We start from the raw sequence: 26219 nt of genomic DNA, 5'->3' as shown, positions 1-26219 counted from the left end.
AGAACCGCCCGCATGCCTCAGCCGAACGAACCCGGCACGACCGGGAACAACGAAGAGAACACCCCCGGGGACAAGCTGCCGCCGCGCCGCAGGCGCCGCGCCGCCTCCCGCCCCGCCGGCCCGCCCGGCGGCCCCGTGAGCGCCGCCGAGGACGTCACGCCGGCCATACCGGCCGCCGAGTCCGCCGCCCCGGCCACGGACGACACGCCCGGCGAGACGGCCGCCGAGACCGCGCCGCCCGCCCGTACGCGCCGCCGCGCCGTGCGGAAGGTCACCGCCCCCGCGCCGGTGGAGGCGGAGACCGCCGAGCCCGCTCCGGTCGCCGAGACCCCCGCCCAGCCCCCCGCCGACGAGGAGCCCGCCGCACCGGCGCCGCGCACCCGCCGTCGCGCGGTCCGCAAGGCGACGTCCCCGGCCGGCGCCCCGCAGGCCGCCGAGGCCCCCGCGCCGGTCGCCGAGAGCCCGGCCGAGCCCGCTCCGGAACCCGCAGCCGAGGAAGAGACCGAGGTCGCCGTGGAGATCCCCGACGAGGCCCCGGCGCCCCGCCGCCGTCGCGCCTCCCGCAAGGCCACATCGCCCGCCGGCGCCCCGCAGTCCGCCGAGGCCGCCGTGGTCGTCGAGCCCGTCGCCGCCGCTTCCGCTGTCGCTGAGCCCGCCCCGGCCGCCGAGCCCGTGGCCGAGCCCGCTGCCGCGGAGCCCGCCGCCCCGCGTGGCCGTACCCGCCGTCGTGCCTCCGCCCCGGCCGGTGCGCCGCAGTCCGTCGCGCCCGCCGCCGAGCCCGCCGCCCCCGCCGCCGAGGCCGAGGCCACGGAGGAGGCGCCTGCCCCGCGCACCCGCCGCCGCGCGTCCCGCAAGGCGTCCGCGCCCGCCGGCGCGCCGCAGGCCGCCGAGAGCGTCGAGGAGCCCGTCGAGACCGGCGAGAGCCTGCCCGCCGCCGTCGCCGAGGAGCTCGCCGCCGAGGCCGACGAGGTCGAGGAGGCCGCCCCGCGCGGACGCCAGCGGCGCCGCGCCACCGCCGCCGGCCGCCCCGAGTTCACGGCCAGGACCGAGGAGCCGACCCGCAAGGGCCGCCGCGCGACGCGCCCCGCCGTCGCCGTCTTCCAGGCCCCGGTCTTCGCCGAGCCGATGTTCCAGACCCCCGAGACCGCGGCGGCCGCCGCCGCTGCGGCCGGTTCCACCTCCGCGCACGACGAGGTGGACGAGGCCGAGGAGCAGCAGACCGCCGAGGCCGAGCAGAGCACCGCGCCCGCCGAGGCCGCGCCGCAGGGCGGTTCGCGCCGCCGTCGCCGCCGCCGTGGCGAGGCCGAGGCGACCGAGCAGGCCGCCGAGCCCGCCGCCCAGGACCGGGCGCCCGCCGAGCAGAGCGCCGACGAGGCCCCCGAGGCCGAGGCGGACGAGCACGAGGGCGAGGACACCGACGAGTACGGCGACCGCCCCTCGCGCCGTCGTCGTCGTGGTGGCCGTCGTCGCCGTCGTGGCGAGGCCAACGACACGGACGACGAGCAGACCACCGAGGACGCGCCCGCCCGTGCCGAGGAGCCCCGCTCCGAGGACGAGCAGGACACCGGCCGCGGCCAGGACCAGGAGGCCGCCGAGGAGAGCGACGAGGACGACGACTCCTCGGCCTCCGGTTCGAGCAGCAGCTCCCGGCGTCGTCGCCGTCGCCGTCGCCGCAGCGGTGACGCCGCCGCCGACACCGACAACGGTTCCGACGACCCGGAGCGTACGGTCGTCAAGGTCCGCGAGCCGCGCAAGAAGGAGGAGCGCGAGCCGGGCACCGGCTTCGACGAGGTCCAGTCCATCAAGGGCTCGACCCGGATGGAGGCCAAGAAGCAGCGCCGCCGCGAGGGCCGCGAGCAGGGCCGCCGCCGGGTCCCGATCATCACCGAGGCGGAGTTCCTCGCCCGCCGCGAGGCCGTCGAGCGCGTGATGGTCGTCCGCCAGAACGGCGAGCGCACCCAGATCGGCGTCCTCGAGGACAACGTGCTCGTCGAGCACTACGTCAACAAGGAGCAGGCCACCAGCTACGTCGGCAACGTCTACCTGGGCAAGGTCCAGAACGTGCTGCCGTCCATGGAGGCCGCCTTCGTCGACATCGGCAAGGGCCGCAACGCCGTCCTGTACGCCGGTGAGGTCAACTTCGAGGCGCTCGGCATGGCCCACGGGCCGCGCCGCATCGAGACCGCGCTCAAGTCCGGCCAGTCGGTCCTGGTCCAGGTGACCAAGGACCCGATCGGCCACAAGGGCGCCCGTCTCACCAGCCAGGTCTCGCTGCCCGGCCGCTACCTGGTCTACGTGCCCGAGGGCTCGATGACCGGGATCAGCCGCAAGCTGCCCGACACCGAGCGCTCCCGCCTCAAGACCATCCTCAAGAAGATCGTCCCCGAGGACGCGGGCGTCATCGTGCGCACCGCCGCCGAGGGCGCGAGCGAGGACGAGCTGCGCCGTGACGTCGAGCGGCTCCAGCAGCAGTGGGAGGACATCCAGAAGAAGGCGAAGGGCACCAGCGGCTCCAACGCGCCGACGCTGCTCTACGGCGAGCCGGACATGACCGTCCGGGTCGTCCGCGACATCTTCAACGAGGACTTCTCCAAGGTCATCGTCAGCGGCGACGACGCGTGGGAGACCATCCACGGGTACGTCTCGCACGTCGCGCCCGACCTCACCGAGCGGCTCTCCCGCTGGACCTCCGAGGTCGACGTCTTCGCGACGTACCGCATCGACGAGCAGCTGATGAAGGCGCTGGACCGCAAGGTCTACCTGCCCAGCGGCGGTTCGCTGGTGATCGACAAGACCGAAGCGATGGTCGTCGTCGACGTCAACACCGGCAAGTTCACCGGCCAGGGCGGCAACCTGGAGGAGACCGTCACCAGGAACAACCTGGAGGCGGCCGAGGAGATCGTGCGCCAGCTGCGGCTGCGCGACCTCGGCGGCATCGTCGTCGTCGACTTCATCGACATGGTGCTGGAGTCCAACCGGGACCTCGTCCTGCGACGCCTCCTGGAGTGCCTGGGCCGCGACCGCACCAAGCACCAGGTCGCCGAGGTCACCTCGCTGGGCCTGGTCCAGATGACCCGCAAGCGGGTGGGCCAGGGTCTGCTGGAGTCCTTCTCCGAGACCTGCGTCCACTGCAACGGGCGCGGCGTCATTGTCCACATGGAGCAGCCGACGTCCGCCGGCGGCGGTGGCGGCGGCAAGAAGTCCAAGAAGCGCGGCCGCGGCGGCGCGGGCCAGGACCACGAGCACGACCACGCCCACGACCACGGCTCCGACGACCACGCGTCCGCCGAGCCCGTGGAGACGGAGACAGAGGCCGAGCTGGCCGCCGAGGTCGCCGCCCCCGTGGCCGTGGAGCCCGCGGTCAGGGACGACGACGAGTTCTACGGCAGCCCCGCCGAGGCCGAGGCGGCCGCCTCGCGCCGTGGCCGCCGCCGGGCCTCCCGCAAGGCGTCGGCCCCGGCCGGCGCCCCGAAGGCCGAGGCGCCCGCCCCGGTCGTGGAGGCGCCCGTTGCCGAGGCGCCGGTCGCGGAGGTGGCGGAGACCCCCGAGGCCGCGCAGGCCCCCGAGGCTCAGGCCGAGGCCGCGCCCCAGGGCCGTACGCGCCGTCGGGCCACCCGTAAGGCCACCGCCCCGGCGGGTTCGCCGAAGCAGGCCGAAGCGGCGGAGCCGGTGCAGCCGGCCGAGCCGAGCACGGACCCGGTCGCGGTCGAGGACCCGGTCGTCGAGGCGCCCGCCGCCGAGACCCCGGCCCCGGCGGAGCAGGCTCCCGAGGCCGAGGCCCCCGTGGCCGCGCCGCCGCGTGCCCGCCGCCGTGTGACCCGTAAGGTCACCGCTCCGGCCGGCTCGCCCACCGGGTCGGACGACGCGGAGATCGTCGTGGTCGCGTCGGCGCCCGAGACGAAGGCGTCCGAGGAATCCGCGGAGTCCGGAGCAACGGACGCCGGAACGGCGGATTCCGAGGCGGCGGAGCCGGCCCCGGCGAAGAAGACGGCCCGCAAGGCCGCCGCCAAGAAGGCCCCGGCGAAGAAGGCGGCGGCCAAGAAGACCGCTGCGAAGAAGACCGCCGCGAAGAAGACGACGGCGAAGACGGCCGCGAAGAAGGCGACGAAGAAGACCGTCGCCGCCGAGCAGTCGTCGCCGTCCGTGACGGTCAACGCGCCCTCGGCGGACGGCGAGTCGTCGGAGAGCTGACGAGTCCGTAACCGGTTGTTCACTTCAGGTGTCCCGTTCCGAGCACATCGGGGCGGGACACCTGCTTTGTTTCAGAACTGATGCAAGCGTCGGTTAACGAGCCCGAAATGGGCCGAGAAATCCCTGATAATGTGACGACGGTTGCCATGCCTGTGAGGTTTCTTCTCAAATCTGACAGGCGGTGACAAGGCCCGGCGGTGATTCCGGCCGGGCCGGAATCCTCGGCAGGGCGTCGGCATTGCGCCGGTGGGGTTACGCGCGACCTCGTAGGGCGTCCCGCACCTCAAGAGCTCTGCCTGGTAACGAGCTCTTGCGGTGTTCAAGGAGGACGTTCATGTCGAGCATCAACGAGCAGCCGATTCCTGCTGCCCGCCCCGTCATCGGGGAAGACGAGATCGAGGCTGCGGTACGCGTACTGCGCAGCGGTCGCGTCGTGCAGGGCCCGGAGGTCGCGGCCTTCGAGGAAGGCTTCTCGCGGCTGGTCGACGACCGGCACTGCGTCGCCGTCAACTCGGGCACCTCGGCCCTGCACCTGCTGCTGCTGGCCCTGGGCATCGGCCCCGGTGACGAGGTGATCGTCCCGTCCTTCTCCTTCGCGGCCTCCGCCAACGCGGTCCGCCTGGTCGGCGCCGACGTGGTCTTCGCCGACATCGAGCCCGGCAGTTTCGGCCTCGACCCGGCCGCCGTCGAAGCCGCGATCACGCCGCGCACCGCCGCGATCATGCCGGTGCACCTCTACGGCCACCCCGCCGCGATGGACAAGCTCATGCCCATCGCCGAGAAGCACGGGCTCGCCGTGGTCGAGGACGCCTGCCAGGCCCACGCTGCGGCGCTGAACGGCACCCCGGTCGGCGCGTTCGGCGCGGGCGGTACCTTCAGCTTCTACCCGACGAAGAACATGCACTCCCTCGAAGGCGGCATGGTCTCCACGGCCGACGCCGAACTGGCCCGCACCCTGCGCCTCCTGCGCAACCAGGGCATGGAGCAGCGCTACGCCAACGAGATCGTCGGCGCCAACATGCGGATGACCGACGTCTCCGCAGCCGTCGGCCGCGTACAGCTCGGCAAGCTGGAGGGCTGGACCGAGCAGCGCCGCGCCAACGCCGCCTACCTCGACGCCCACATCACCGCCCCGGCCGTCACCACGCCGCCGGTCGCCGAGGGCGCGCGGCACATCTACCACCAGTACACCGTGCGCATCCGGGGCGACCGGGACGCCGCGATGGCGAAGCTCACCGAGGCGGGCGTCGGCAACGCGGTCTACTACCCGACGCCGATCCACCGTCTGAAGCCCTACTGGGAGCCGGACCAGAAGGCGGGCCGCACCTGGGACCTGCCCGAGACCGAGAAGGCCGCCGCCGAGGTCGTCTCGCTGCCCGTCCACCCCTCGCTCACCCAGGGCGACCTGGAGCGCATCGTCGCCGCCGTGAACGACCTCGGGGAGAACCTGTGACCGCCGTACTCAAGGCCGGGCTCGTCGGCCTCGGCTCCATGGGCCGCCACCACGCCCGTGTCCTCGCGAGCCTGGAAGGCGTCGAACTGGTCGGCGTCGTCGACCCGATGGGCGACAAGAACGGCTGGGCCCAGGGCGCACCCGTGCTCTCCACCGTCGAGGAGCTCATCGCCCTCGGCATCGACTACGCCGTCGTGGCCTGCCCGACCGCGCTGCACGAGGAGGTCGGCCTCCAGCTCGCCGACGCCGGTGTCGGCGCCCTGATCGAGAAGCCGCTCGCCGACACCGTCGAGGGCGCCCGCCGCCTCGTCGACGCCTTCGAGTCGCGCGGCCTGGTCGCCGGGGTCGGTCACATCGAACGCTGCAACCCCGCCCTGCTCTCGCTCCGCGCCCGCCTGGAGGCCGGCGAGCTGGGCGACGTCTACCAGGTCGTCACCCGCCGCCAGGGCCCCTTCCCGCACCGGATCGCCGACGTCGGCGTGGTCAAGGACCTGGCCACCCACGACATCGACCTGACGGGCTGGGTCACCGGCCAGACGTACGCGTCGATCGCGGCGCACACCGTCTCCAAGTCGGGCCGCCCGCACGAGGACATGGTCTCCGCGGTGGGCCAGCTGTCCGACGGCACGATGGTCAACCACCTGGTCAACTGGCTGAGCCCGCTCAAGGAACGATTCACCTCGGTCACCGGCGAGCGCGGCTGCTTCATCGCCGACACCCTCACCGCCGACCTCACGTTCCACTCGAACGCCGCCGTCGCCACCGAGTGGGAGGCGCTGCGCGCGTTCCGCGGGGTCGCCGAGGGCGACATGATCCGTTACGCCATCCCCAAGCGCGAGCCGCTGCTTGTCGAGCACGAGCTGTTCCGCGACGCTGTGCAGGGCGAGCCCGCCGACATCTGCACGCTGCGGCAGGGGCTGCGAACCGTCGAGGTGGCGACATCGCTGCTCGACTCGGCCAACCGTGGCCGGACCGTCGTATTCGAGACAGGAGAGCCTGCCCGCCATGGCGATTGACAGCTCGGCCGCAGGGCCGGAGCGCAGTTCCCGGGGAAAGATCGTCATGCTCGTCGACAACGGCGTCAACGGCGATTCCCGGGTGCAGAAGGAAGCCCGCTCGGCGGCGGAGGCCGGGTGGGACGTGGTGCTTCTGGGCAAGTCGCCCACCAAGAAGTCCCAGAAGTGGTGGCTCGGCGATGCCCAGGTCCGCCTGCTGCATGTGCCGACGCCCATGCACCGCCGCCGTCACGAGTACCGCAGGGCCGTTCTGCGTTCGCCTCTCGCGTATCCGCCCGGTCCGCTCTCGGAGTACCGCAAGCAGCGGATGAAGGCGTGGCGCGCCGAGCTGAACGTCCGGAGCGTCGAGGCCAGGCGCAACGGTTCCTCGCTCGGCGCCGTGCGTCTGGTGCCCCCGCGTCTGCTGGCGAAGACGCTGAACAAGTGGGTCCGCTTCCGGGCCGGCCGCACGGAGGCGCTCGCCCAGCGCCGCAAGAGCATGGACTCGCCGCTGGACCGCTTCACCACGGCCTTCTGGGTCCGCACCATGGGCGACCGGGCCTGGCGGCGCCTCGACCCGGCCCTGTGGGACTTCGAGCTGGCGTACGGGAAGGTCATCGACCGGCTCGAACCCGACGTCATCCACGCCAACGACTTCCGCATGCTCGGCGTGGCCGCGCGGGCGAAGCTGCGCGCCGAGGCCAAGGGCCGCAAGGTCAAGCTCCTCTGGGACGTGCACGAGTTCCTGCCCGGCATCAAGCCGTGGAACCCGCACCCGCGCTGGCACATCGCGCAGTGCGGACACGAGCGGGAGTACGCCAAGTACGCCGACGCCGTCACCACGGTCTCCGGCACCCTGGCGGAGATGCTGGTCGAGCGCCACGGTCTGAAGGCTCTGCCGGAGGTGGTGCTGAACGCCCCGGACGCCGAGGTCTCCCCGGAGCAGGCCGCGGAGCCGGTGCCCGACCTGCGCGAGCTGTGCGGTATCGGCCCGGACGTCCCGCTGGCGGTCTACAGCGGTGCCGCGGCCCCGCAACGGGGTCTCGACATCATGGTCGAGGGGCTGCCCCAGCTCCCCGGTACGCACGTGGCCTTCGTCGTCCTGCGGCCCAGCTCGGCCTACATGCAGGAACTCAAGGAACGAGCTGCCGAACTGGGCGTCTCGGACCGGCTGCACATCCTGCCGTACGTGCCGCACTACCAGGTGGTCCCCTTCCTGTCCGCGGCCAGCGTGGGCGTCATCCCGATCCACCACTGGCCGAACCACGAGATCGCCCTGATCACCAAGTTCTTCGAGTACTCCCACGCCCGTCTGCCGTTCGTCGTGAGCGACGTCAAGACGATGGGGGAGATGGTCGCCCGGACCGGTCAGGGCGAGGTGTTCACCGCCGAGGACATCTCCGACTACGTACGGGCGGTCAAGTCGGTGCTCGCCGACCCCGCGAAGTACCGTGCCGCCTACGCACGCGAGGGGCTGCTGGAGAACTGGACCTGGGAGGCGCAGGCCGAGGTCCTGGACGGCGTGTACACGCGTCTCACCGGCGCCGAGCCGGTGAAGGCGCAACAGCCGGACTCCCAGGTGATGGCATGAGACGAGAGCCCGACGTCACCGTCGTCGTCGCCGTCTACAACACCATGCCGTACCTCACGGAGTGCCTGGACTCCCTGATCCGGCAGAGCATCGGCCTGGAGCGGCTGGAGGTCGTGGCCGTCGACGACGGGTCGACCGACGGCAGCGGTGCCGAGCTCGACCGGTACGCCGAGCGCCATCCCGACGTGGTGAAGGTGCTCCACCAGCCGAACTCGGGAGGCCCCGCCGCGCCCAGCAACCGGGCGCTGGACGTGGCCACCGGCCGTTTCGTCTACTTCATAGGCGCGGACGACCACCTCGGCGAAGAGGCCCTGGAGCGGATGGTCGACGCCGCCGACGCCAACGAGGCCGACGTGGTGGTCGGGAAGATGGTCGGCACGAACGGCCGGTACGTCCACCAGAAGCTGTACGACGGGAACCACCCCGACGTCAGCCTCTACGACTCGGCGTTGCCCTTCACCCTGGCCAACACCAAGCTCTTCCGCCGCGAACTGGTGGAGAAGCACAGCCTCCGCTTCCCTGAGGACATGCCGGTCGGCAGCGACCAGCCGTTCACCATCGAGGCGTGCGTACGGGCCCGGAAGATCTCTGTCGTCTCCGACTACACCTGCTACTACGCGGTCAAGCGCGGCGACGCCAGCAACATCACCTACCGGGCGAACCACCTGGCCAGGCTCCGCTGCGTCGAGCGCATCATCGAGCACACGGCCGGTCTGATCCCCGCGGGTCCGCAGCGCGACGCCGTGCTCAAGCGTCACTTCGACTGGGAGCTGTCCAAGCTGCTCCAGCAGGACTTCCCGGCACTCGACCTCGACACCCGGCGTCAGGTGTGCGAGGGCGTCGGCGCGCTGGTGGACGCCTACTTCACCGATGGTCTGCGGGACGGCACCGGAGTCAAGCGCCGGGTGCGCTTCGGCCTCGCCCGCAGCGGCGCCGTCGAGGAGCTCACCCGCGCCATCGCGGAGGAGACGGAGCACGGAGCGCCGCCCTTCCTGCTGGAGGGCAGCCGCGCCTTCGCCACCTACCCCGGATTCAGGGACCCGGCCGTCGGCCTCGACGACCGCTTCTACGAGGTGCTCGGCGAGACGGTGGCGGGCCGCCTCTCCGCCGGTACGCGCCTGGAGTCGGCCGACTGGGACCAGCACGGCACGGAGCTGTCCTGCGTCCTGAACCTGCGGGCCGGCATCACCGGGGACACCTCCTCCGCCGTCGTCGCCCTGGCCCAGGGCGCCATGCCCCAGAGTGCCGACAAGGCCGGTGCGCGCAAGCTGCCGGCGGACGCCCCGCGCCCGCAGCGCGTCGGCACGCTCACCGCAGACGCCGCGGAGGACGGCGGCACTCTGCTGACCGCCCGCATCCCGCTGGCGGCCACCCGGTCCAAGAGGGGCGTCCGCCTCTACGTGGACGTGGCGGGCTCGACGTACGAGATCCCGGTCCGCACCCAAGGGCAGCCGATGCCGCTGGCACGCCGCTGGGGGAGCACCGACCCCCACCGTGTCGCGGCGAGCCCGAACACGAAGGGCCGTCTCGTGATCACGACGGCCCCGCTGTGGGAACCGAAGCCCAGCGTGGGCGCGCGGCTGCGCCGAACGCTGTCCAGGTCGAAGAGGAAGTAACCCCGATGAACATCTGTGTAGTCGCGCTCGGCAAGATCGGGCTTCCGCTCGCCGTGCAGTTCGCCGCCAAGGGCCACAAGGTCATCGGCGCGGACGTCAACGAGAAGGTGGTCGAACTCGTCAACGCGGCCACCGAGCCGTTCCCCGGCGAGCACGACCTGGACGTCAAGCTGAAGGAGACGGTCGGCGCGGGTCTGCTCTCCGCGACGACGAACACCACGGCCGCGGTCGCCGCGTCCGACGCCGTCGTGGTCGTCGTCCCGCTCTTCGTGGACGCCGAGGGCACCCCGGACTTCGGCTGGATGGACGCCGCCACGAAGGCCATCGCGGCCGGCCTCAAGCCCGGCACCCTGGTCAGCTACGAGACCACGCTCCCGGTCGGCACCACCCGTACCCGCTGGGCCCCGATGCTGGCCGAGGGCTCGGGCCTGACCCCCGGCGAGGACTTCCACCTGGTCTTCTCGCCGGAGCGGGTGCTCACCGGCCGGGTCTTCGCCGACCTGCGCCGCTACCCCAAGCTCGTCGGCGGTATCGACGAGGCGTCCTCCGCCGCGGGCGTCGCCTTCTACGAGGCCGTCCTCGACTTCGACGAGCGCGAGGACCTGCCCCGCCCGAACGGTGTCTGGGACCTCGGTACGGCGGAGGCCTCCGAGCTGGCGAAGCTCGCCGAGACCACCTACCGCGACGTCAACATCGGTCTGGCCAACCAGTTCGCCCGGTTCGCCGACCGACACGACATCGACGTCAAGAAGGTCATCGAGGCCTGCAACAGCCAGCCCTACAGCCACATCCACCAGCCCGGCATCGCCGTGGGCGGCCACTGCATCCCGATCTACCCGCGGATGTACCTGTGGAACGACCCGGAGGCGACCGTCGTGCGTTCGGCCCGCGAGGCCAACGCCGCGATGCCCGCCTACGCCGTCGACCTGCTGGCCGCCGCCTACGGCGACCTGGACGGCGTCGGGGTCGTGGTGCTGGGCGCGGCCTACCGCGGCGGCGTCAAGGAGACCGCGTTCTCCGGTGTCTTCGGCGTCGTCGAGGCGCTGAAGGCGCGGGGCGCGGTGCCGTTCGTCTCGGACCCGATGTACACCTCCGAGGAGCTGACCGCGCTGGGCCTCGTCCCGCACGAGGGCCAGGCCGTCACCGCCGCGGTCCTCCAGGCCGACCACGCCGAGTACCGCGAGCTGTCCGCCGCCGACCTCCCGGACGTCCGCGTCCTGGTCGACGGCCGCCGCACGACGGACCCGGCCAACTGGGCGGGCGTGCGCCGCGTCGTCATCGGCGGCTGAGCCGTCCGAAGACACGGTGAGGGCGGGCGTCCGACCGGACGCCCGCCCTCACCGTGTGCTCCGTGATGTCGCGGAGGCGTATCTCAGCGCTCGGACAGCACGCCGTCCTTCTCGCCGTACAGCGTCCCGCTCTGCGGGCACTCCCACACGCCCGGCTCGTCCGTCCGCTCGGTCAGGCGTACTCCGGCCCGTCCGACCCAGCCGATCCGCCGCGCGGGCACGCCGACGACCAGGGCGAAGTCCGGCACGTCCTTGGTGACCACGGCGCCGGCCGCGACCATCGCCCACCGGCCGATACGGACCGGCGCGACGCAGACCGAGCGTGCGCCGAGGGAGGCGCCCTCGGCGACCTTCACGCCGACCGCCTCCCAGTCGCCGCCGCGCTTCTGCTTGCCGTCCGGGTCGACCGACCGCGGGTTGTGGTCGTTCGTGAGGACGACGGCGGGGCCGACGAAGACACCGTCGCCGAGCTCGGCGGGCTCGTACACGAGGGCGTAGTTCTGCAGCTTCACGTTGTCACCGATGCGCACGCCGGTGCCGACGTACGCGCCGCGGCCGACGACGCAGCCCTCGCCGAGCTTCGCTCCCTCACGGATCTGCGCCAGCTCCCAGACACTGGAGCCGTCCCCGATCTCGGCGGTCTCGTCGACCTGGGCGGTGGGCTGGACCCTGTAGTTCACGGCATGCCTTTCGGAGAGCTGATGCGCCCGGAAAGCATAAGGCGGGCGGCTCGCCGGCCCCGGCCCGCGGGTCCCGTCTCCGGTCCCTCGACCCGGTTTGACCCCCACACCCCGGCCCCGTAACCTTGACCCTCGGTGTGTTTCCTTAACGCGCCTACCCCTGAGCACATCCCTCCCGGTAACGGTCGGTGTTCGCGCCGTCCGCCAGGAGAGGCCGCTCATCCTTCCGGATCGACACGGGCCCCGGCCCGTGCGGGCGGCTGGCATCAGGGGTTCCGTTCCGAGCGAGAGAGAGATCCGCGTGTACGCCATCGTGCGCAGCGGTGGTCGCCAGCACAAGGTTGCTGTCGGCGACATCGTTGAGGTTGACAAGATTTCCACTGCCAAGGTTGGCGACACGGTCGAGCTCTCGACCCTGCTCGTTGTCGACGGTGACGCGGTCACCAGCGACCCGTGGGTGCTGGACGGCATCAAGGTCACGGCCGAGATCGTGGACCACCACAAGGGCGCGAAGATCGACATCCTTCGCTACAAGAACAAGACCGGCTACCGCCGCCGCCAGGGTCACCGCCAGCAGTACACGGCGATCAAGGTCACCGGTATCCCCACGGCTGCGAAGTAAGGGACTGAGAACACATGGCACACAAGAAGGGCGCATCGTCCACTCGGAACGGGCGCGATTCCAATGCTCAGCGGCTCGGCGTGAAGCGCTTCGGCGGTCAGGCCGTCAACGCCGGTGAGATCCTGGTCCGCCAGCGCGGCACCCACTTCCACCCCGGCGCGGGCGTCGGCCGTGGCGGCGACGACACGCTGTTCGCGCTGACCGCCGGTGCGGTGGAGTTCGGCACGCACCGCGGCCGCAAGGTCGTGAACATCGTTCCGCTCGCCGTCTGAGTCCTCTCGACGCGCGCAGAACGACACACAGCACCTTCCGAGGGCGGATCTCAGCTTTCCCGGTGAACGGGGAAGCGGGTCCGCCCTCGGCGTGTTACGACAGAGACAATTCCGCATTTTCCGCTGTACCTGGAGGCACCCACCATGACCACCTTCGTGGACCGCGTCGAGCTGCATGCCGCCGCGGGTAACGGAGGCCACGGCTGCGCCTCCGTACACCGTGAGAAGTTCAAGCCGCTGGGCGGCCCCGACGGGGGCAACGGCGGCCGCGGCGGCGACGTGATCCTCGTCGTCGAGCAGTCCGTGACCACGCTGCTCGACTACCACCACCACCCCCACCGCAAGGCCACCAACGGCCAGCCCGGCGCCGGCGACAACCGCTCCGGCAAGGACGGCCAGGACCTGGTCCTGCCCGTCCCCGACGGCACCGTCGTCCTCGACAAGGCCGGGAACGTCCTCGCCGACCTCATCGGCCAGGGCACCACCTTCGTGGCCGGTCAGGGCGGCCGTGGCGGCCTCGGCAACGCCGCACTGGCCTCGGCCCGCCGCAAGGCCCCCGGCTTCGCGCTGCTCGGCGAGCCGGGCGAGAGCCGCGACATCGTCCTGGAGCTCAAGACCGTCGCCGACGTGGCCCTCGTCGGCTACCCGAGCGCGGGCAAGTCCTCGCTGATCTCGGTGCTCTCCGCGGCCAAGCCGAAGATCGCGGACTACCCGTTCACCACCCTCGTACCGAACCTCGGCGTCGTCACCGCCGGTTCGACCGTCTACACCATCGCCGACGTCCCGGGCCTCATCCCCGGCGCCAGCCAGGGCAAGGGCCTCGGCCTGGAGTTCCTGCGCCACGTCGAGCGCTGCTCGGTGCTCGTGCACGTCCTGGACACCGCCACCCTGGAGTCCGACCGCGACCCCGTCTCCGACCTCGACATCATCGAGGAGGAGCTGCGCCAGTACGGCGGCCTGGAGGACCGGCCCCGCATCGTCGCCCTCAACAAGGTCGACATCCCCGACGGCCAGGACCTCGCCGACATGATCCGCCCCGACCTGGAGGCGCGCGGCTACCGTGTCTTCGAGGTCTCCGCGATCGCCCACAAGGGGCTCAACGAGCTGAGCTACGCGCTCGCCGGGATCATCGCCGAGGCGCGTGCCACCAAGCCCAAGGAGGAGGCGACCCGCATCGTCATCCGCCCGAAGGCCGTCGACGACGCGGGCTTCACGGTCACCGCCGAGGGCGAGGACCTCTACCGGGTGCGCGGCGAGAAGCCCGAGCGCTGGGTGCGCCAGACCGACTTCAACAACGACGAGGCCGTCGGCTACCTCGCCGACCGGCTCAACCGCCTCGGGGTCGAGGACGAACTTGTCAAGGCGGGCGCCCGGGCCGGCGACGGTGTCGCGATCGGCCCCGAGGACAACGCGGTCGTCTTCGACTGGGAGCCGACCATGCAGTCCGGTGCGGAGATGCTCGGCCGCCGCGGCGAGGACCACCGCATGGAGGCCCCGCGCCCCGCGGCGCAGCGCCGCAGGGATCGCGAGGCCGAACGCGACGACGCGCAGAAGGAATACGACGAGTTCGACCCCTTCTAGCCGCATCCCTTCCAGGGCCGTGACCGGTGGCCCGTCTCTGCGGAGGCGGGTCGTCCGGTAGCCTCGGGGCCGGGCGCAGGCGGTTTCCGCCGGTCACGCCGGGTGAACGTGCTGCAGATGTGCGGATTGAGCAACACATCTGTGGGGTCGGTCACCCCGGGTGTCACCTCGGCAGCGCCCAACCTCCCTGGCCAGAGGGTGAACTGCGGGTTTCCGCGGGGCGAGCGACGGACGACGTCCACCTTGCGAGACGGTCACGGAGAGTGCGACCATCACACTGTTCCCCCGTCATAGCAAGGTAGGTCGTCTGTGTCTGTGCCGCATGAAGCCAAGCCCCGGACCACAGCGGTCGTACTCGCCGGTGGCACCGGCCAGCGCGTCGGCCTCTCGATCCCCAAGCAGCTGCTGAAGATCGCCGGCAAGGCCGTCATCGAGCACACGCTGACCATCTTCGAGAACGCCGAGGGCATCGACGACGTCATCGTGCTGATGGCGCCCGGTTTCGTCCCCGACGTCGAGAAGATCGTCGCGAAGGCCGGACTGCGCAAGGTCACCCGGATCATCGAGGGCGGCACCACCCGCAACGAGACCACCGAGCGCGCCATCGCGGCCCTCGGCGAGGGTCTCGCCGAGGGCGAGGACCGCAACGTCCTCTTCCATGACGCGGTCCGCCCCCTGCTGTCACAGCGTGTGATCACGGACTGTGTCGACGCGCTGGAGCGCTACCAGGCCGTCGACGTCGCCATCCCGTCCGCGGACACGATCATCGTGACGCGTACGCACGGTGAGGACGGCGAGTTCATCACCGACGTGCCCGACCGCTCCCGGCTGCGCCGCGGCCAGACGCCGCAGGCCTTCAAGCTCTCCACGATCCGCAAGGCGTACGAAGTCGCGGCGGGGGACCCCAACTTCCAGGCCACCGACGACTGTTCGGTGGTCCTCAAGTACCTCCCCGACGTGCCGATCTACGTGGTAGCGGGCGACGAGTACAACATGAAGGTGACCCAGCCGGTCGACGTCTTCATCACCGACAAGCTCTTCCAGCTGGCCTCCACCGCCGCCCCGCGCCAGGCCGACGAGGCCGCCTACCGCGAGCTGCTCACCGGCAAGACCCTCGTGGTCTTCGGCGGTTCGTACGGCATCGGCGCCGACATCGCCGCCCTCGCCGAGAGCTACGGCGCCAAGGTCTACGCGCTGGGCCGCTCCACCACGGGAACGCACGTGGAGAACCCGGAGCACGTCGACGACGCGCTCTCCAAGGCGTACGGCGAGACCGGCCGGATCGACTACGTCATCAACACCGCGGGCGTGCTGCGGATCGGCAAGCTGGCCGAGACCGACAACACGACGATCCAGGAAGCGCTGAACGTCAACTACCTGGCCCCCGTGCAGATCGCGCGCGCCTCGTACAAGTACCTGGCGGAGACCCAGGGCCAGTTGCTGCTCTACACCTCCAGCAGCTACACCCGGGGCCGTGCCGAGTACAGCCTCTACTCCTCCACCAAGGCCGCCATGGTCAACCTCACCCAGGCGCTCGCCGACGAGTGGGCGGGCGAGGGCATCCGGGTCAACTGTGTGAACCCGGAGCGCACCGCGACCCCGATGCGGACCAAGGCGTTCGGCCAGGAGCCCGAGGGCTCCCTGCTCTCCTCGGAGGCCGTCGCGCGCACCTCGCTGGACGTCCTGCTCTCCGAGCTGACCGGCCATGTCATCGACGTTCGGCAGCAGGACCCGACGGCGGGCGCCGCCGAGTCCTCGGGCTTCGAGCAGGCCCTGGCCTCCGTGCTGGACCGTCAAGCAGATGTGTAATAATTCTTGACAAATGTGCTTTTCCGGGCCTCTGTTCATCGCTTTCCGCGATGACAGAGGCCCGAATGCGTGAAGCCGCACCTTCACATTTCCGCCAATACGTGAATCAACCGGCACCCCCTGGAGCAGGTTCTTCGTGATCTCGACAGCCATTCGCCTGGCCCGTGTGGGCAGCAGGTCAGAACTGGCGGCAGCAGTGTTGATGGGGCTGGGATATCCCTGCGTCATGCTCGCCGCGCTCATTCCGAACGTCTGGTTCTTCGCGGCGGCCACAGCTGTCACCTATGTCGCGGACTGGTATCTGCACCAGCGGGGGAGCTATCTGATCAACCGGCTCGGCAAGGTGCGGGCCGGGCTGTCGATCCGCTTCCTGCTCCGGCAGCTGATGGTCATCCTGCTGCTGGCCCGCCTGGACCTCGCCGAGTCGCCGCTGTTCTACGCGGCGGTGGCCTGCTTCCTGGTCTTCTACGGGCTCCAGGCGCCGCACGGGGCCATGGCGACCCTGATCCGGCTCCGCCGCACCATGCCGGTCGTCACCCGCAACGTGGACCTGCACGCGGTCCGCATTCCCGACGCCCCGCCCGGCGCGCTGATGCGGCGCTCCGCGGAGAAGATGCTGCACCTCGACATTCCGGCCGTGGTGGGCGTGCTGATCGCCGCCGGGACCGGTGAGAACGTCATCGGCTACGTGGGCATCGCCCTGACGCTGCTGCTGGCCCTGCTCTACCTCGCGCTGCTCGTCCCGTACGTGCGCCGCGGCCGGCTGGCTCCTCCGGCCCCCGCCGTGCTCAAGGCCGTCGACAGCTGGCTGCGTGAGTACCAGCCGACCGTGGTGCTCTACTTCTCCGGCTCCAACGAGTCCGCCTACCAGGGCAACATGTGGCTGGAGACCATGAGCCGGGTCGAGGGCCGCCCGCTGATCGTCATGCGGGAGCGCGGTCTCGTCCCGCAGCTCGCCGAGACCTCGGTCCCGGTGATCTGCGTCCCGGCGGGGACCCACCTGATGAACCTGGACCTCTCCACGGTGCGGGTCTGCCTCTACCCCGCGAACGTGGGCAAGAACATCCACATCCTGCGCGTCCCGACCATGAAGCACGTCTTCATCGGCCACGGCGACAGCGACAAGCTCGCCAGCGTGAACCCCTACTCCAAGGTGTACGACGAGGTGTGGACGGCGGGCCGGGCCGGCCGTGACCGGTACGCGCTGGCCGATGTGGGGATCCGCGACGAGGACATCGTCGAGGTCGGGCGCCCGCAGCTGGAGCCCATCAAGAGCTGGACGGGCACGGTCAAGAACCCCATCCCGACCGTGCTGTACGCGCCCACCTGGGAGGGCTGGGACGACAACCCGGGCAACACCTCCCTGCTGCTGGCGGGCGAGAACATCGTGCGCCGGCTGCTGAACGCCGCCGACCCGGTCCGGATCATCTACAAGCCGCACCCGTTCACCGGCATCCGCAGCGCCAAGGCCAAGGCCGTCAACGCCCGGATCCGGGCCATGCTGGAGAAGGCCGCCGCCGAGCGCGCGGCGGAGCCCCGCTGGGCGGAGGAGGCCTCGTCGGCCGCCGCCGCGCAGAGCGCCGCCAAGGCCGAGCTCGCCCGGATCGAGGCGCGGCTCGCGCAGCTCGCGGCCACCGGCCGTCCGGCCGGCGACGACGCGGAGGAGTCGCGGCTCTCGCTCGCCGACCCGGTCCGCGAGGCGGAGACCGTACGCCTGAGGGCCGATTGGAACGACGCCTACTGGCGCTCCTTCGGCTGGTGGGAGCACCGTACGGTGACCGGCGCACAGCCCAAGCTGTACGACTGCTTCAACGAGTCCGACGCCATGGTTTCGGACATCTCCAGTGTGGTCTCCGACTTCATCGCGAGCGGCAAGCCGTACGCGGTCACCGACTCGGCCGCGCTCGGGACCGAGGAGTTCAGGCGGCAGAACACCGCGGTGCGCGCCGCGGTCATCCTGTCCAACGGCGCCGAGGAGCTCGACGCGCTGCTGGCCGCGGTGGCCGACCCGGCGGCGGACACGCTGGCGGATGCCCGCCGCGAGCTGAAGACCTACCTCCTGGGGCCGGACGAGCCGACCTCCATGGAGCAGTTCAACGCCGCCGTACGGGCGCTGGCGGCCAAGGCCGAGGCCCGTAACCTGGCCGTCGCCCAGCGGATCGGTGAGCAGGCCGTGGCGGTGCCGGACGCGGAGGCCGTCACCAGCGGCGTCGGGACCGGCGATCCGCAGGCGGCCGTCGAGGCCGACGCCACGGCGGACCCGGACGCTCCGGAGGCCGACGCGGCCGAAGGCGAGGCGAAGGCCGCTCTCAGCGAGGGGGCCTCGTCCGTGCGCTGAGCGCCGTGCAATCGCACAGTCGCACGCCGTACGCCTGATCGAACTGGCTGAAAAGCAAGGCAACCCCGATCGCGACCCGTACGTCTCTCCTAAGGGAGGGATGTACGGGTCGTTCGGCATGTTGATGCATAAAAAGTGCATAGTCGGGCAATCTGCCTCCTTTCGTGATCAAATCGACAGGTGCACATGGCCGACATGCCCAGGAAGAACCACGAGCCCGATGTCAGTGTGATCATCGGGGCGTATGACGCGATGCCCTACCTGGTCCGGTGCCTGGAGTCCGTCGAGGCGCAGACCATCGGCGCGGACCGCATGGAGATCGTCGCCATCGACGACGGCTCCACCGACGGCACGGGCGCCTGCCTGGAGGAATTCGCCGCCCGTACCGCGATCCCCATGAGAGTCGTCCGGCAGCCGAATTCCGGCGGACCCAGCGGCCCGCGCAACCGGGGCCTCGACCTCGCCCGCGGCCGGTACGTCTTCTTCCTCGACGCGGACGACTACTTCGGCGAGGAAGCCCTGGAGCGCATGGTCGCCATGGGGGACCGGGCGGGCACGGACGTGGTGCTCGGGAAGATCGTCGGCGTCAACCGCGGTGCCGCGAAGTCGATGTGGAAAGAGACCGTCGAGCGCGCCGACCTGTACTCCTCCAACATCAAGTTCACCCTGAGCGCGCAGAAGCTGTTCCGGCGCGACCTCCTCGTACGCCTCGGCATGGCCTTCGACGAGAAGCTCAAGACGGGCGAGGACGCCCTGTTCACGATGGAGGCGTATCTGCGCGGCAACGGGATCTCCGTCGTCGCCGACTACACCTGCTACTACCTGGTGGGCCGCGAGGACCGCAACCAGATGACCAAGAAGGGCGGCTTCGAGCGTCGCTTCGACTCGGCCCGCGCCCTCATGGGGCTCATCGCCGAGTACGTGCCCCCGGGCCCCCGGCGCGACGCCTTGATGGTGCGCCCCTTCGTCATCACCCTGCTGCCGCAGTTCGGCCCCGGACTGGTGAAGCAGAAGGCCAAGGTCCACGAGCGGAAGATGGCGCTCGCGGCGCCTCTGATGAAGGCGTACTGGACGCCGGGACTCGGCCGCAACCTCAAGGTGAACGAACGGCTGCGGCTGATGTGCCTCGCCGCGGGCCGGCTCGACCTGCTCCTGGACATCGCCGCCTTCCTGCGCGACAAGAAGGAGCCCGAGATCGTCCGCCGGGGAAACCCGCCCCGTCCGCACCTCGCCTACCCGCACTTCGGCGAGAGCTCCGTGCTCCCCGACAGCGCTTACGAGGTGACCGTCACGGAATGGGTCGGCGGACGGCGGATCGAGGCGCCGCAGCACAAGGCCCGTCCCTCCTTCGCCCGGCGTGTGGTCCGCAAGGCCCGCCGGACCGTGCTCAGCGCCCTGCGCGCCCCCCGAGCACACCGCGTCTGACCAGGAGTTCGAGGGCTCGCGGGGGAGCCCTCGCCGGAGCTCCGGTCAGCCCTCGAACAAGCCTTCCCGTGCTGGGCGCCGCCCGGGGAGAGTTCGTCCTGTGAGGGGTGTCACGTCATACTGTGGGGCAACCATGAGACCGTTGAACACGTCTCATTAACGCCCCGTCTTCCTGGGGTTCATGATCTGCACGTCCCCCGGAAAGGCCTTCCCCCCGTGGCGTCCCTCGAAGCGGTCCCCGACGAGCTCAGTCGGCTCATGAAGTACTTCCCGGAGACTCCGGTCGAGGAGCGCCCCGAATTCCACCGGCAGGCCAAGGACTTCCTGGCCCGTGCCGCCCCGAAGGTCGTACGCCAGTTCTCCCCGATGGCCCGGGTCAAGTGGCACCTGGCGGCCAGCGGGCGCGGCGACGAACTCGTCGACCTGCTGCACTACGAGCGCGAGAACCCGGGCGCCTTCTCCGTCCGCGGCCTGCGGCGCGCCCGTATCGAGCTGCCCGGCGTCGAGAGCTCCTCGCTCCCCTCCTCCGTGCGCAACTTCAACCGCAGCGAACTCCCCGTACGCGGCAAGCTCCTCGGCCTCGCCTGGGAGGACGGCAAGCTCCAGATCAAGGGCTACGCCTACATCCCCAACGTCCCCTCGGCCACCGGAAAGCGCTCGCTGCGCGTCGCCGTGCTCCGCCGCCAGGGCAGCCGCTCCACCCTTCCGCTGCGGCTGCGTACGGTCGTCGAGCCCCGCGCCACCGCCGAGGCCAAGGGCGCCCTGCACAACTACGACTGGTCCGGCTTCGAGATCGCCGTCGACCCGGCCCGCCTCCGGGTACGCGGCCAGTGGCAGCCCGGCACCTGGCGCCTGGGCGTCGGCATCCCGCGCCCCGGCGGCATGTCGGTCGGCAGCATCACCAAGAACAACGCGGGCGCGGCCGGACACAGCCTCACCCGGACCCTCGACGACGGCGTCCGCCTCGTCGCCGGCTTCGACCGCAACCGGCTGAGGCTGTCCGTCGACGTCGTCCCGGCCGAGATCGTCGCCCAGGAAGCCGACGGCGACACCCTCGCCGTCACCCTGCGCTCCCGCGTCACCACCCCCGCGGGCAAGTACCCCACCGCCCTGCGCATCGACCACGAGCCCAGCGGCTTCGCCACCGACCTCCCGCTCCAGCAGGGCGAGACCGGCGCCGACGGCTGGCTCCGCCACACCGCCCGGCTGCCCCTGGCCGATCTGCCCGTCGACGGCGTACGGCCCGGCAAGGCCGTCAAGTACCGCACGCTCATCGTCTTCGCCGACGGCACCACCCGCCGCGCCACCACCGGCACCGGCCCCGTCACCGGCGTACACCCACTTCCCGAGGGCCGCGAGCTGGCGATCCTCACCGACGGCGCGGGCAACTTCACCCCGCAGGTCCGCACGGTCCAGCCGGTCGTCGACGGCGTCGAGTGGAGCGCCGACGGCGAACTGGTCCTGACCGGCGTCTACACCGGCCCCGCCGAGCAGATGAAGATGGTCCTGCGCCACACCGGCCGCAACGAGGACCGCCCGCTGCCCGTCGAGTTCGCCGACGGCCGCTTCACCGCCCGGCTGCGCCCGGACACCATGCCCACCTACGAGGGCACCGTCCCGCTGCGCGCCGGCCGCTGGATGCCGCGGCTGCGCCGCACCACCGAGTGGGACCACACCCGCGACCTGCCGGTCACCGTCCGCCCCGACCTCATCGGCACACTCCCGCTGGCCCACCGGGGTGAGCACCGCACGTACACCGTCGAGCGGGTCGACTTCGACCGGATCTTCGTGGAGTCCGGCCCGGTCCTCGGCCCGGAGCTGCGCGGCGCCTACCGCCAGCGCCTGATGCGCGACGTCTACACCCCCGAGCAGCGCAAGCTGCCGCTGCGCGAAGCCGTGCTCTACAACAGCTTCGGCGGCAAGCAGTTCTCCGACTCGCCCCGCGCCGTCTACGAGGAGCTCAAGCGCCGCGGCACCGAGGTCGAACACATCGCGATGGTCCACGACCAGCAGGTCGTGCTGCCGCCCGGTGTGCGGGGCGTCGAGTGGGGCAGCGAGGAGTGGTACGAGGCACTGGCCCGCAGCCGGTACGTCGTCACCAACGGCGGCATCCGCGAGTGGTTCGTCCGCCGCGAGGGCCAGGTGGTCGTCCAGACCTGGCACGGCACGCCGCTCAAGCGCATCGGCGCCGACCTCCTCGGCACCCCCAAGGCGAACCTCGCCTACATCGCGAGCCTCCCGCAGCGCTCGCGCCAGTACAGCCTGTTCATCACACCGAACGCCTTCACCACCCCGATCATGACCAACTCCTTCCGCCTCCAGTGCGAGGTCCTGGAGGCGGGCTACCCGCGCAACGACGTCTTCCACGCCCCGGACCGCGTCAAGCGCGCCGCGGCCGTACGGGAGAAGCTCGGCATCCCCGCGGGCAAGAAGGTCGTCCTGTACGCGCCCACCTGGCGCGACGACCAGCGCTACGGCGGACGCCGCTTCAAGCTCGACAACAAGATCGACGTCGAGGCCGCCCGGCGCGAACTCGGCGAGGACCACGTGCTGCTCTACCGCAAGCACCACAAGGTCCTCGACTCCATCCCCGGCGCCGGACAGGGCTTCGTCTACGACGTCACGTACTACCCGGACATCGCCGACCTCTACCTGATCGCCGACGTGATGATCACGGACTACTCCTCGGTGCTGTTCGACTTCGCGCACTCCGGGCGTCCGATGCTCTTCTTCACGTACGACCTGGAGCACTACCGCGACACCCTGCGCGGCTTCTACTTCGACTTCACCTCCCGCGCCCCCGGCCCGCTGATCAAGACCTCCGAGGACCTGGTCTCCGCGATCCGGAACATCGACGCGGTCAGCGAGGAGTACAAGGAGAAGTACGCCCAGTTCCGGGTCGACTTCTGCGAGCCCTCCGACGGCCGCGCCTCCGCCCGGGTCGTCGACCGGATGCTCGCCGTCAAGGACGAGCAGCAGAGCTGAGCCCACCGGCCGCCCCCGCCACCCGCCCGCACCCCGCCCACCGGACGCCGGCCCCGCGCCGGACGTCCACCGAGCGGAACGGGCAGGCGGCGGAGGCGGCCGCTCGCGTACTGTGACGTGCCGGGGGCGGCACCGGGCGACCGGCTGCGACGCTCCCGTCGGACACCGGGGCGATCCAGAGCGAGGAAGCACGTGGCAGAGCAGAGGCCGTCGCACCGCGAGTCGGCGGTGACCGGCGCCCGCAGAGTCGTCGTCAAGGTCGGCTCCTCCTCGCTCACCACCGCCTCCGGCGGCCTCGACGCCGACCGGGTCGACGCCCTCGTCGACGTCCTGGCCAAGGTCAGGGACGGCGGCGAACGCGAGGTCGTCCTCGTCTCCAGCGGAGCCATCGCCGCCGGACTCGCCCCGCTCGGCCTCGTCCGCCGGCCCAAGGACCTGGCCCGCCAGCAGGCGGCCGCCAGCGTCGGCCAGGGACTCCTCGTCGCCCGCTACACCGCCTCCTTCGCCCGCTACGGCGTCCGCGTGGGACAGGTCCTCCTCACCGCCGACGACACCAGCCGCCGCGGCCACTACCGCAACGCCTACAGCACCCTGGACAAGCTCCTGGAGATGGGCGCCGTCCCCGTCGTCAACGAGAACGACACCGTCGCCACCGACGAGATCCGCTTCGGCGACAACGACCGGCTCGCCGCCCTCGTGGCCCACCTCGTCCACGCCGACCTCCTCGTCCTGCTCTCCGACGTGGACGGCCTCTACGACGGACCGCCCGGCACCCCCGGCGCCTCCCGGATCGCCGAGGTCGCCGGCCCCGACGACCTGGCCGGCGTCACCATCGGCAGCGCCGGGAAGGCGGGCGTGGGCACCGGCGGCATGGTCACCAAGGTCGAGGCCGCCAACATCGCCACCGCCGCCGGGGTCCCCGTCGTCCTCACCTCCGCCAGCCGCGCCGCCGACGCCCTCGCGGGCCGCGACACCGGCACGTACTTCCACCGCACCGGCCGCCGCTCCGCCGACCGGCTCCTGTGGCTGGCCCACGCCTCCACCCCGCAGGGCGCGCTCACCCTCGACGACGGCGCCGTACGGGCCGTGGTGGAACGGCGCACCTCGCTGCTGCCCGCCGGAATCTCCGGCGTCGAGGGCGAGTTCAGCGCCGGCGACCCGGTCGAACTCCGCGATCCGCACGGCACCCCGGTCGCCCGCGGACTCGTCAACTTCGACGCCAAGGAGATCCCCCAGCTGCTCGGCCGCTCCACCCGGGACCTGGCCCGTGAACTGGGACCCGCCTACGAGCGCGAGATCGTACACAGGGACGATCTGGTCATTCTCACGCCGCGCCTCACCCCCTGAAACGGCTGAAAGTCCGGCTCTTCGGCGGGGACCTTCAGCAAAACCACCCCACGCCCGGCTGTGGACTGGTCCACTTTGTAGTGGGGAAACAGGGGACCGGACAGCAACACACCACAGGAGGCCGCCGGTGAGACGAGCGCGCCCGGGGGCGCCGCCCCGAGGCACGGCCAACCGCGCCCTGACGAGTGTCGGAGCGGGGGTGGATTTCGACCGGAATCCCCTTCCGTCGGACACCGCCGAACGGGAGCCGGTCACGACGGCGGAGGAGGAGTCCCCGCAGTCGAGACTCTGGCACATCACCCTCAGCGTGTCGGGCACCGAGACTCCGCTCGCGGAGATCAGACGCGGCCTGGAACAGCTCGCGCACGACCACCCCTTCCTGCTGACCAGCCGTTACGCGGGCGACCACGCGGAGATCCGCTACTGGGAAGAGGCCCGCGACCTGCACGACGCGGCCGCCGTCGCGCTGCGGCTGTGGGGCGAGCACCGCTCCAGCGCCCGGCTCCCGCCCTGGGAGATCGTCGGCCTCGAAGTCATCGACCGCGAGACCTACCACCTGCGGGTCGCCGAGGGCTACGGGCCGCCGCCCGCCTCCCCCGTGGGCGTCCACCCCTACTGACGGCCCCGCCGGCGGTTCCGGGGGAGGCGTCCGGCCCGCGGTCGGCCGTCTCGTATCACGGGATACGTGACGGATGCCCGCAGAGCGCGCATTACTCTGCGGGCATGACCACGCTCTCGCCCTACGACAACCTCTCCCCGGTCACGCAGGCCGCCTACCGGGCCCGCGCCGCCTCCGCCGACATCGCGCCCCTCCCGCGCGCGGCCAAGGACGACGCGCTGCTGGCCATCGCCGACGCCCTGGAAGTGCGGACCGCCGAGATCGTCGAGGCCAACGCGAAGGACGTCGAGCGCGCCCGCGAGGCCGGGACGAGCGAAGGCATCATCGACCGCCTGACCCTCACCCCGGACCGCATCCGCGCCATCGCCGCCGACGTACGGGACGTCGCGGCCCTCCCCGACCCGGTCGGCGAAGTGGTGCGCGGCTCGACCCTCCCCAACGGCATCGACCTCCGCCAGGTCCGGGTCCCCCTCGGCGTGGTCGGCATCATCTACGAGGCCCGGCCCAACGTCACCGTCGACGCCGCCGCCCTCTGCCTGAAGTCCGGCAACGCCGTTCTGCTGCGCGGCTCCTCCTCCGCCTACGCCTCCAACACCGCCCTCGTCCGCGTCCTGCGCGACGCGGTCGGCGGCTCCGGCCTCCCCGCCGACGCCGTACAGCTCGTCCCGGGCGAGAGCCGTGACTCCGTGACGGAACTGATGCGGGCCCGCGGCCTCGTCGACGTCCTCATCCCGCGCGGCGGCGCCTCGCTGATCCGCACGGTCGTCGAGGAGTCCACCGTCCCCGTCATCGAGACGGGCACCGGCAACTGCCACGTCTACGTCGACGCGCAGACGGACCTGGCCATGGCCGTCGACATCCTGATCAACTCCAAGGCCCAGCGCCCCAGCGTCTGCAACGCGGCCGAGACCCTGCTCGTCCACCAGGACGTGGCGGACGAATTCCTGCCGCTCGCCCTGAACGCGCTGGCCGAGGCCGGGGTCACCGTCCACGGCGACGAACACGTCCTCGCCCGCGCCGAGGGCTCGAAGGCCACCGTGGTCCCGGCGACGACGGAGGACTGGGAGACCGAATACCTCTCCTACGACATCGCCGCGGCGGTCGTCGACTCCCTGGACGCGGCGGTCGCCCACATCCGGCTCTGGTCCTCCGGCCACACCGAGGCGATCGTCACCACCTCGCAGGCCGCCGCCCGCCGGTTCACCCAGTTGGTCGATTCCACGACGGTCGCCGTGAACGCCTCCACCCGCTTCACGGACGGCGGGCAGTTCGGCTTCGGCGCCGAGATCGGCATCTCCACCCAGAAGCTGCACGCCCGCGGCCCGATGGGCCTGCCCGAGCTCACCTCGACGAAGTACATCGTCACGGGCGACGGCCACACCCGCTAGGTCTCTCCGGTCGGCCCC

17 protein-coding genes are annotated in these 26219 nt (G+C 71.4%); 16 read left to right on the top strand and 1 reads right to left on the bottom strand.

The genetic code is table 11. The annotated features are described in order from the left end of the window. The first annotated feature begins 12 nt into the window (after positions 1-12). From WQO_RS10765 to WQO_RS10740, 6 genes are all read left to right on the top strand, one after another. The gene (locus WQO_RS10765; RefSeq protein WP_058953942.1) at positions 13-4191 is read left to right on the top strand and encodes an Rne/Rng family ribonuclease; all 4179 of its coding nucleotides are present in this window, start codon (positions 13-15) and stop codon (positions 4189-4191) included. 334 nt (positions 4192-4525) lie between these two features. Beyond that, the gene (locus WQO_RS10760) at positions 4526-5644 is read left to right on the top strand and encodes a DegT/DnrJ/EryC1/StrS family aminotransferase (RefSeq protein WP_010062946.1); all 1119 of its coding nucleotides are present in this window, start codon (positions 4526-4528) and stop codon (positions 5642-5644) included. Next, the gene (locus WQO_RS10755; protein WP_010062944.1) at positions 5641-6660 is read left to right on the top strand and encodes a Gfo/Idh/MocA family protein; all 1020 of its coding nucleotides are present in this window, start codon (positions 5641-5643) and stop codon (positions 6658-6660) included. The genes WQO_RS10760 and WQO_RS10755 overlap by 4 nt, the downstream gene beginning before the upstream one ends. Then, positions 6650-8230: a glycosyltransferase family 4 protein gene (locus tag WQO_RS10750; RefSeq protein ID WP_010062943.1), complete on the top strand. Its 1581-nt coding sequence runs from the start codon at positions 6650-6652 to the stop codon at positions 8228-8230. The genes WQO_RS10755 and WQO_RS10750 overlap by 11 nt, the downstream gene beginning before the upstream one ends. Further along, complete coding sequence (locus tag WQO_RS10745) at positions 8227-9846, top strand: glycosyltransferase family 2 protein (RefSeq protein ID WP_010062942.1); 1620 nt, start codon at positions 8227-8229, stop codon at positions 9844-9846. The genes WQO_RS10750 and WQO_RS10745 overlap by 4 nt, the downstream gene beginning before the upstream one ends. A 5-nt stretch (positions 9847-9851) precedes the next feature. Continuing rightward, a complete protein-coding gene (locus WQO_RS10740; RefSeq protein ID WP_010062941.1) occupies positions 9852-11135 on the top strand; it encodes a nucleotide sugar dehydrogenase in 1284 nt (427 codons plus the stop codon). Between the two features lie 83 nt (positions 11136-11218). Here the strand turns inward: WQO_RS10740 and WQO_RS10735 are convergent, their stop codons facing one another. After that, complete coding sequence (locus WQO_RS10735) at positions 11219-11815, bottom strand: acyltransferase (protein WP_010062940.1); 597 nt, start codon at positions 11813-11815, stop codon at positions 11219-11221. A gap of 301 nt (positions 11816-12116) precedes the next feature. Between WQO_RS10735 and rplU the strand changes: the two genes are divergently transcribed. The 10 genes from rplU to WQO_RS10685 all read left to right on the top strand — a co-directional run bounded on the left by rplU (position 12117) and on the right by WQO_RS10685 (position 26201). Beyond that, positions 12117-12437: a 50S ribosomal protein L21 gene (gene rplU, locus WQO_RS10730; RefSeq protein ID WP_010062939.1), complete on the top strand. Its 321-nt coding sequence runs from the start codon at positions 12117-12119 to the stop codon at positions 12435-12437. Positions 12438-12451: 14 nt separating this feature from the next. Next, positions 12452-12709 carry a 50S ribosomal protein L27 gene (gene rpmA, locus WQO_RS10725; protein WP_006124388.1) on the top strand — a complete coding sequence of 86 codons (258 nt, stop codon included), beginning with the start codon at positions 12452-12454 and terminating at the stop codon, positions 12707-12709. A 144-nt stretch (positions 12710-12853) separates the two neighbouring features. Next, entirely contained in the window at positions 12854-14290 is a 1437-nt protein-coding gene (gene obgE / locus WQO_RS10720; RefSeq protein ID WP_010062937.1) for a GTPase ObgE, read from the top strand. A gap of 309 nt (positions 14291-14599) precedes the next feature. Further along, positions 14600-16099, top strand: a complete 1500-nt coding sequence (locus WQO_RS10715) for a bifunctional cytidylyltransferase/SDR family oxidoreductase (RefSeq protein WP_029182535.1) — start codon at positions 14600-14602, stop codon at positions 16097-16099. A gap of 226 nt (positions 16100-16325) precedes the next feature. After that, positions 16326-18437: a hypothetical protein gene (locus WQO_RS10710; RefSeq protein WP_010062935.1), complete on the top strand. Its 2112-nt coding sequence runs from the start codon at positions 16326-16328 to the stop codon at positions 18435-18437. A 186-nt stretch (positions 18438-18623) separates the two neighbouring features. Further along, positions 18624-19862, top strand: coding sequence for a glycosyltransferase family 2 protein (locus tag WQO_RS10705; RefSeq protein ID WP_010062934.1), 1239 nt, complete (start codon positions 18624-18626; stop codon positions 19860-19862). 216 nt (positions 19863-20078) lie between these two features. Next, entirely contained in the window at positions 20079-22847 is a 2769-nt protein-coding gene (locus tag WQO_RS10700; protein WP_010062933.1) for a CDP-glycerol glycerophosphotransferase family protein, read from the top strand. 192 nt (positions 22848-23039) lie between these two features. Further along, positions 23040-24194 (top strand): glutamate 5-kinase, encoded by a 1155-nt coding sequence (proB, locus tag WQO_RS10695; protein ID WP_010062932.1) that lies wholly within the window; start codon positions 23040-23042, stop codon positions 24192-24194. Positions 24195-24321: 127 nt separating this feature from the next. Beyond that, positions 24322-24813 carry a hypothetical protein gene (locus WQO_RS10690; protein WP_029182532.1) on the top strand — a complete coding sequence of 164 codons (492 nt, stop codon included), beginning with the start codon at positions 24322-24324 and terminating at the stop codon, positions 24811-24813. A gap of 104 nt (positions 24814-24917) precedes the next feature. Then, positions 24918-26201: a glutamate-5-semialdehyde dehydrogenase gene (locus tag WQO_RS10685; RefSeq protein WP_010062928.1), complete on the top strand. Its 1284-nt coding sequence runs from the start codon at positions 24918-24920 to the stop codon at positions 26199-26201. Positions 26202-26219: the final 18 nt, after the last annotated feature.

It is taken from the genome of Streptomyces globisporus C-1027 (genome assembly GCF_000261345.2).
GTDB lineage: Bacteria > Actinomycetota > Actinomycetes > Streptomycetales > Streptomycetaceae > Streptomyces > Streptomyces pakalii.
The sequence above is the reverse complement of the archived record's forward strand: the minus strand, read 5'-3'. Positions and strand labels throughout refer to the sequence as shown.

Excerpts from the sequence above, each read along its gene's own strand:
- WQO_RS10710 (WP_010062935.1), top strand. The coding sequence starts at position 16,326 with ATGCTCGCCGCGCTCATTCCGAACGTCTGGTTCTTCGCGGCGGCCACA.
- WQO_RS10685 (WP_010062928.1), top strand. The coding sequence starts at position 24,918 with ATGACCACGCTCTCGCCCTACGACAACCTCTCCCCGGTCACGCAGGCC.
- WQO_RS10765 (WP_058953942.1), top strand. The coding sequence starts at position 13 with ATGCCTCAGCCGAACGAACCCGGCACGACCGGGAACAACGAAGAGAAC.
- WQO_RS10705 (WP_010062934.1), top strand. The coding sequence starts at position 18,624 with ATGGCCGACATGCCCAGGAAGAACCACGAGCCCGATGTCAGTGTGATC.
- WQO_RS10760 (WP_010062946.1), top strand. The coding sequence starts at position 4,526 with ATGTCGAGCATCAACGAGCAGCCGATTCCTGCTGCCCGCCCCGTCATC.
- rpmA (WP_006124388.1), top strand. The coding sequence starts at position 12,452 with ATGGCACACAAGAAGGGCGCATCGTCCACTCGGAACGGGCGCGATTCC.
- WQO_RS10745 (WP_010062942.1), top strand. The coding sequence starts at position 8,227 with ATGAGACGAGAGCCCGACGTCACCGTCGTCGTCGCCGTCTACAACACC.
- WQO_RS10750 (WP_010062943.1), top strand. The coding sequence starts at position 6,650 with ATGGCGATTGACAGCTCGGCCGCAGGGCCGGAGCGCAGTTCCCGGGGA.
- obgE (WP_010062937.1), top strand. The coding sequence starts at position 12,854 with ATGACCACCTTCGTGGACCGCGTCGAGCTGCATGCCGCCGCGGGTAAC.
- WQO_RS10740 (WP_010062941.1), top strand. The coding sequence starts at position 9,852 with ATGAACATCTGTGTAGTCGCGCTCGGCAAGATCGGGCTTCCGCTCGCC.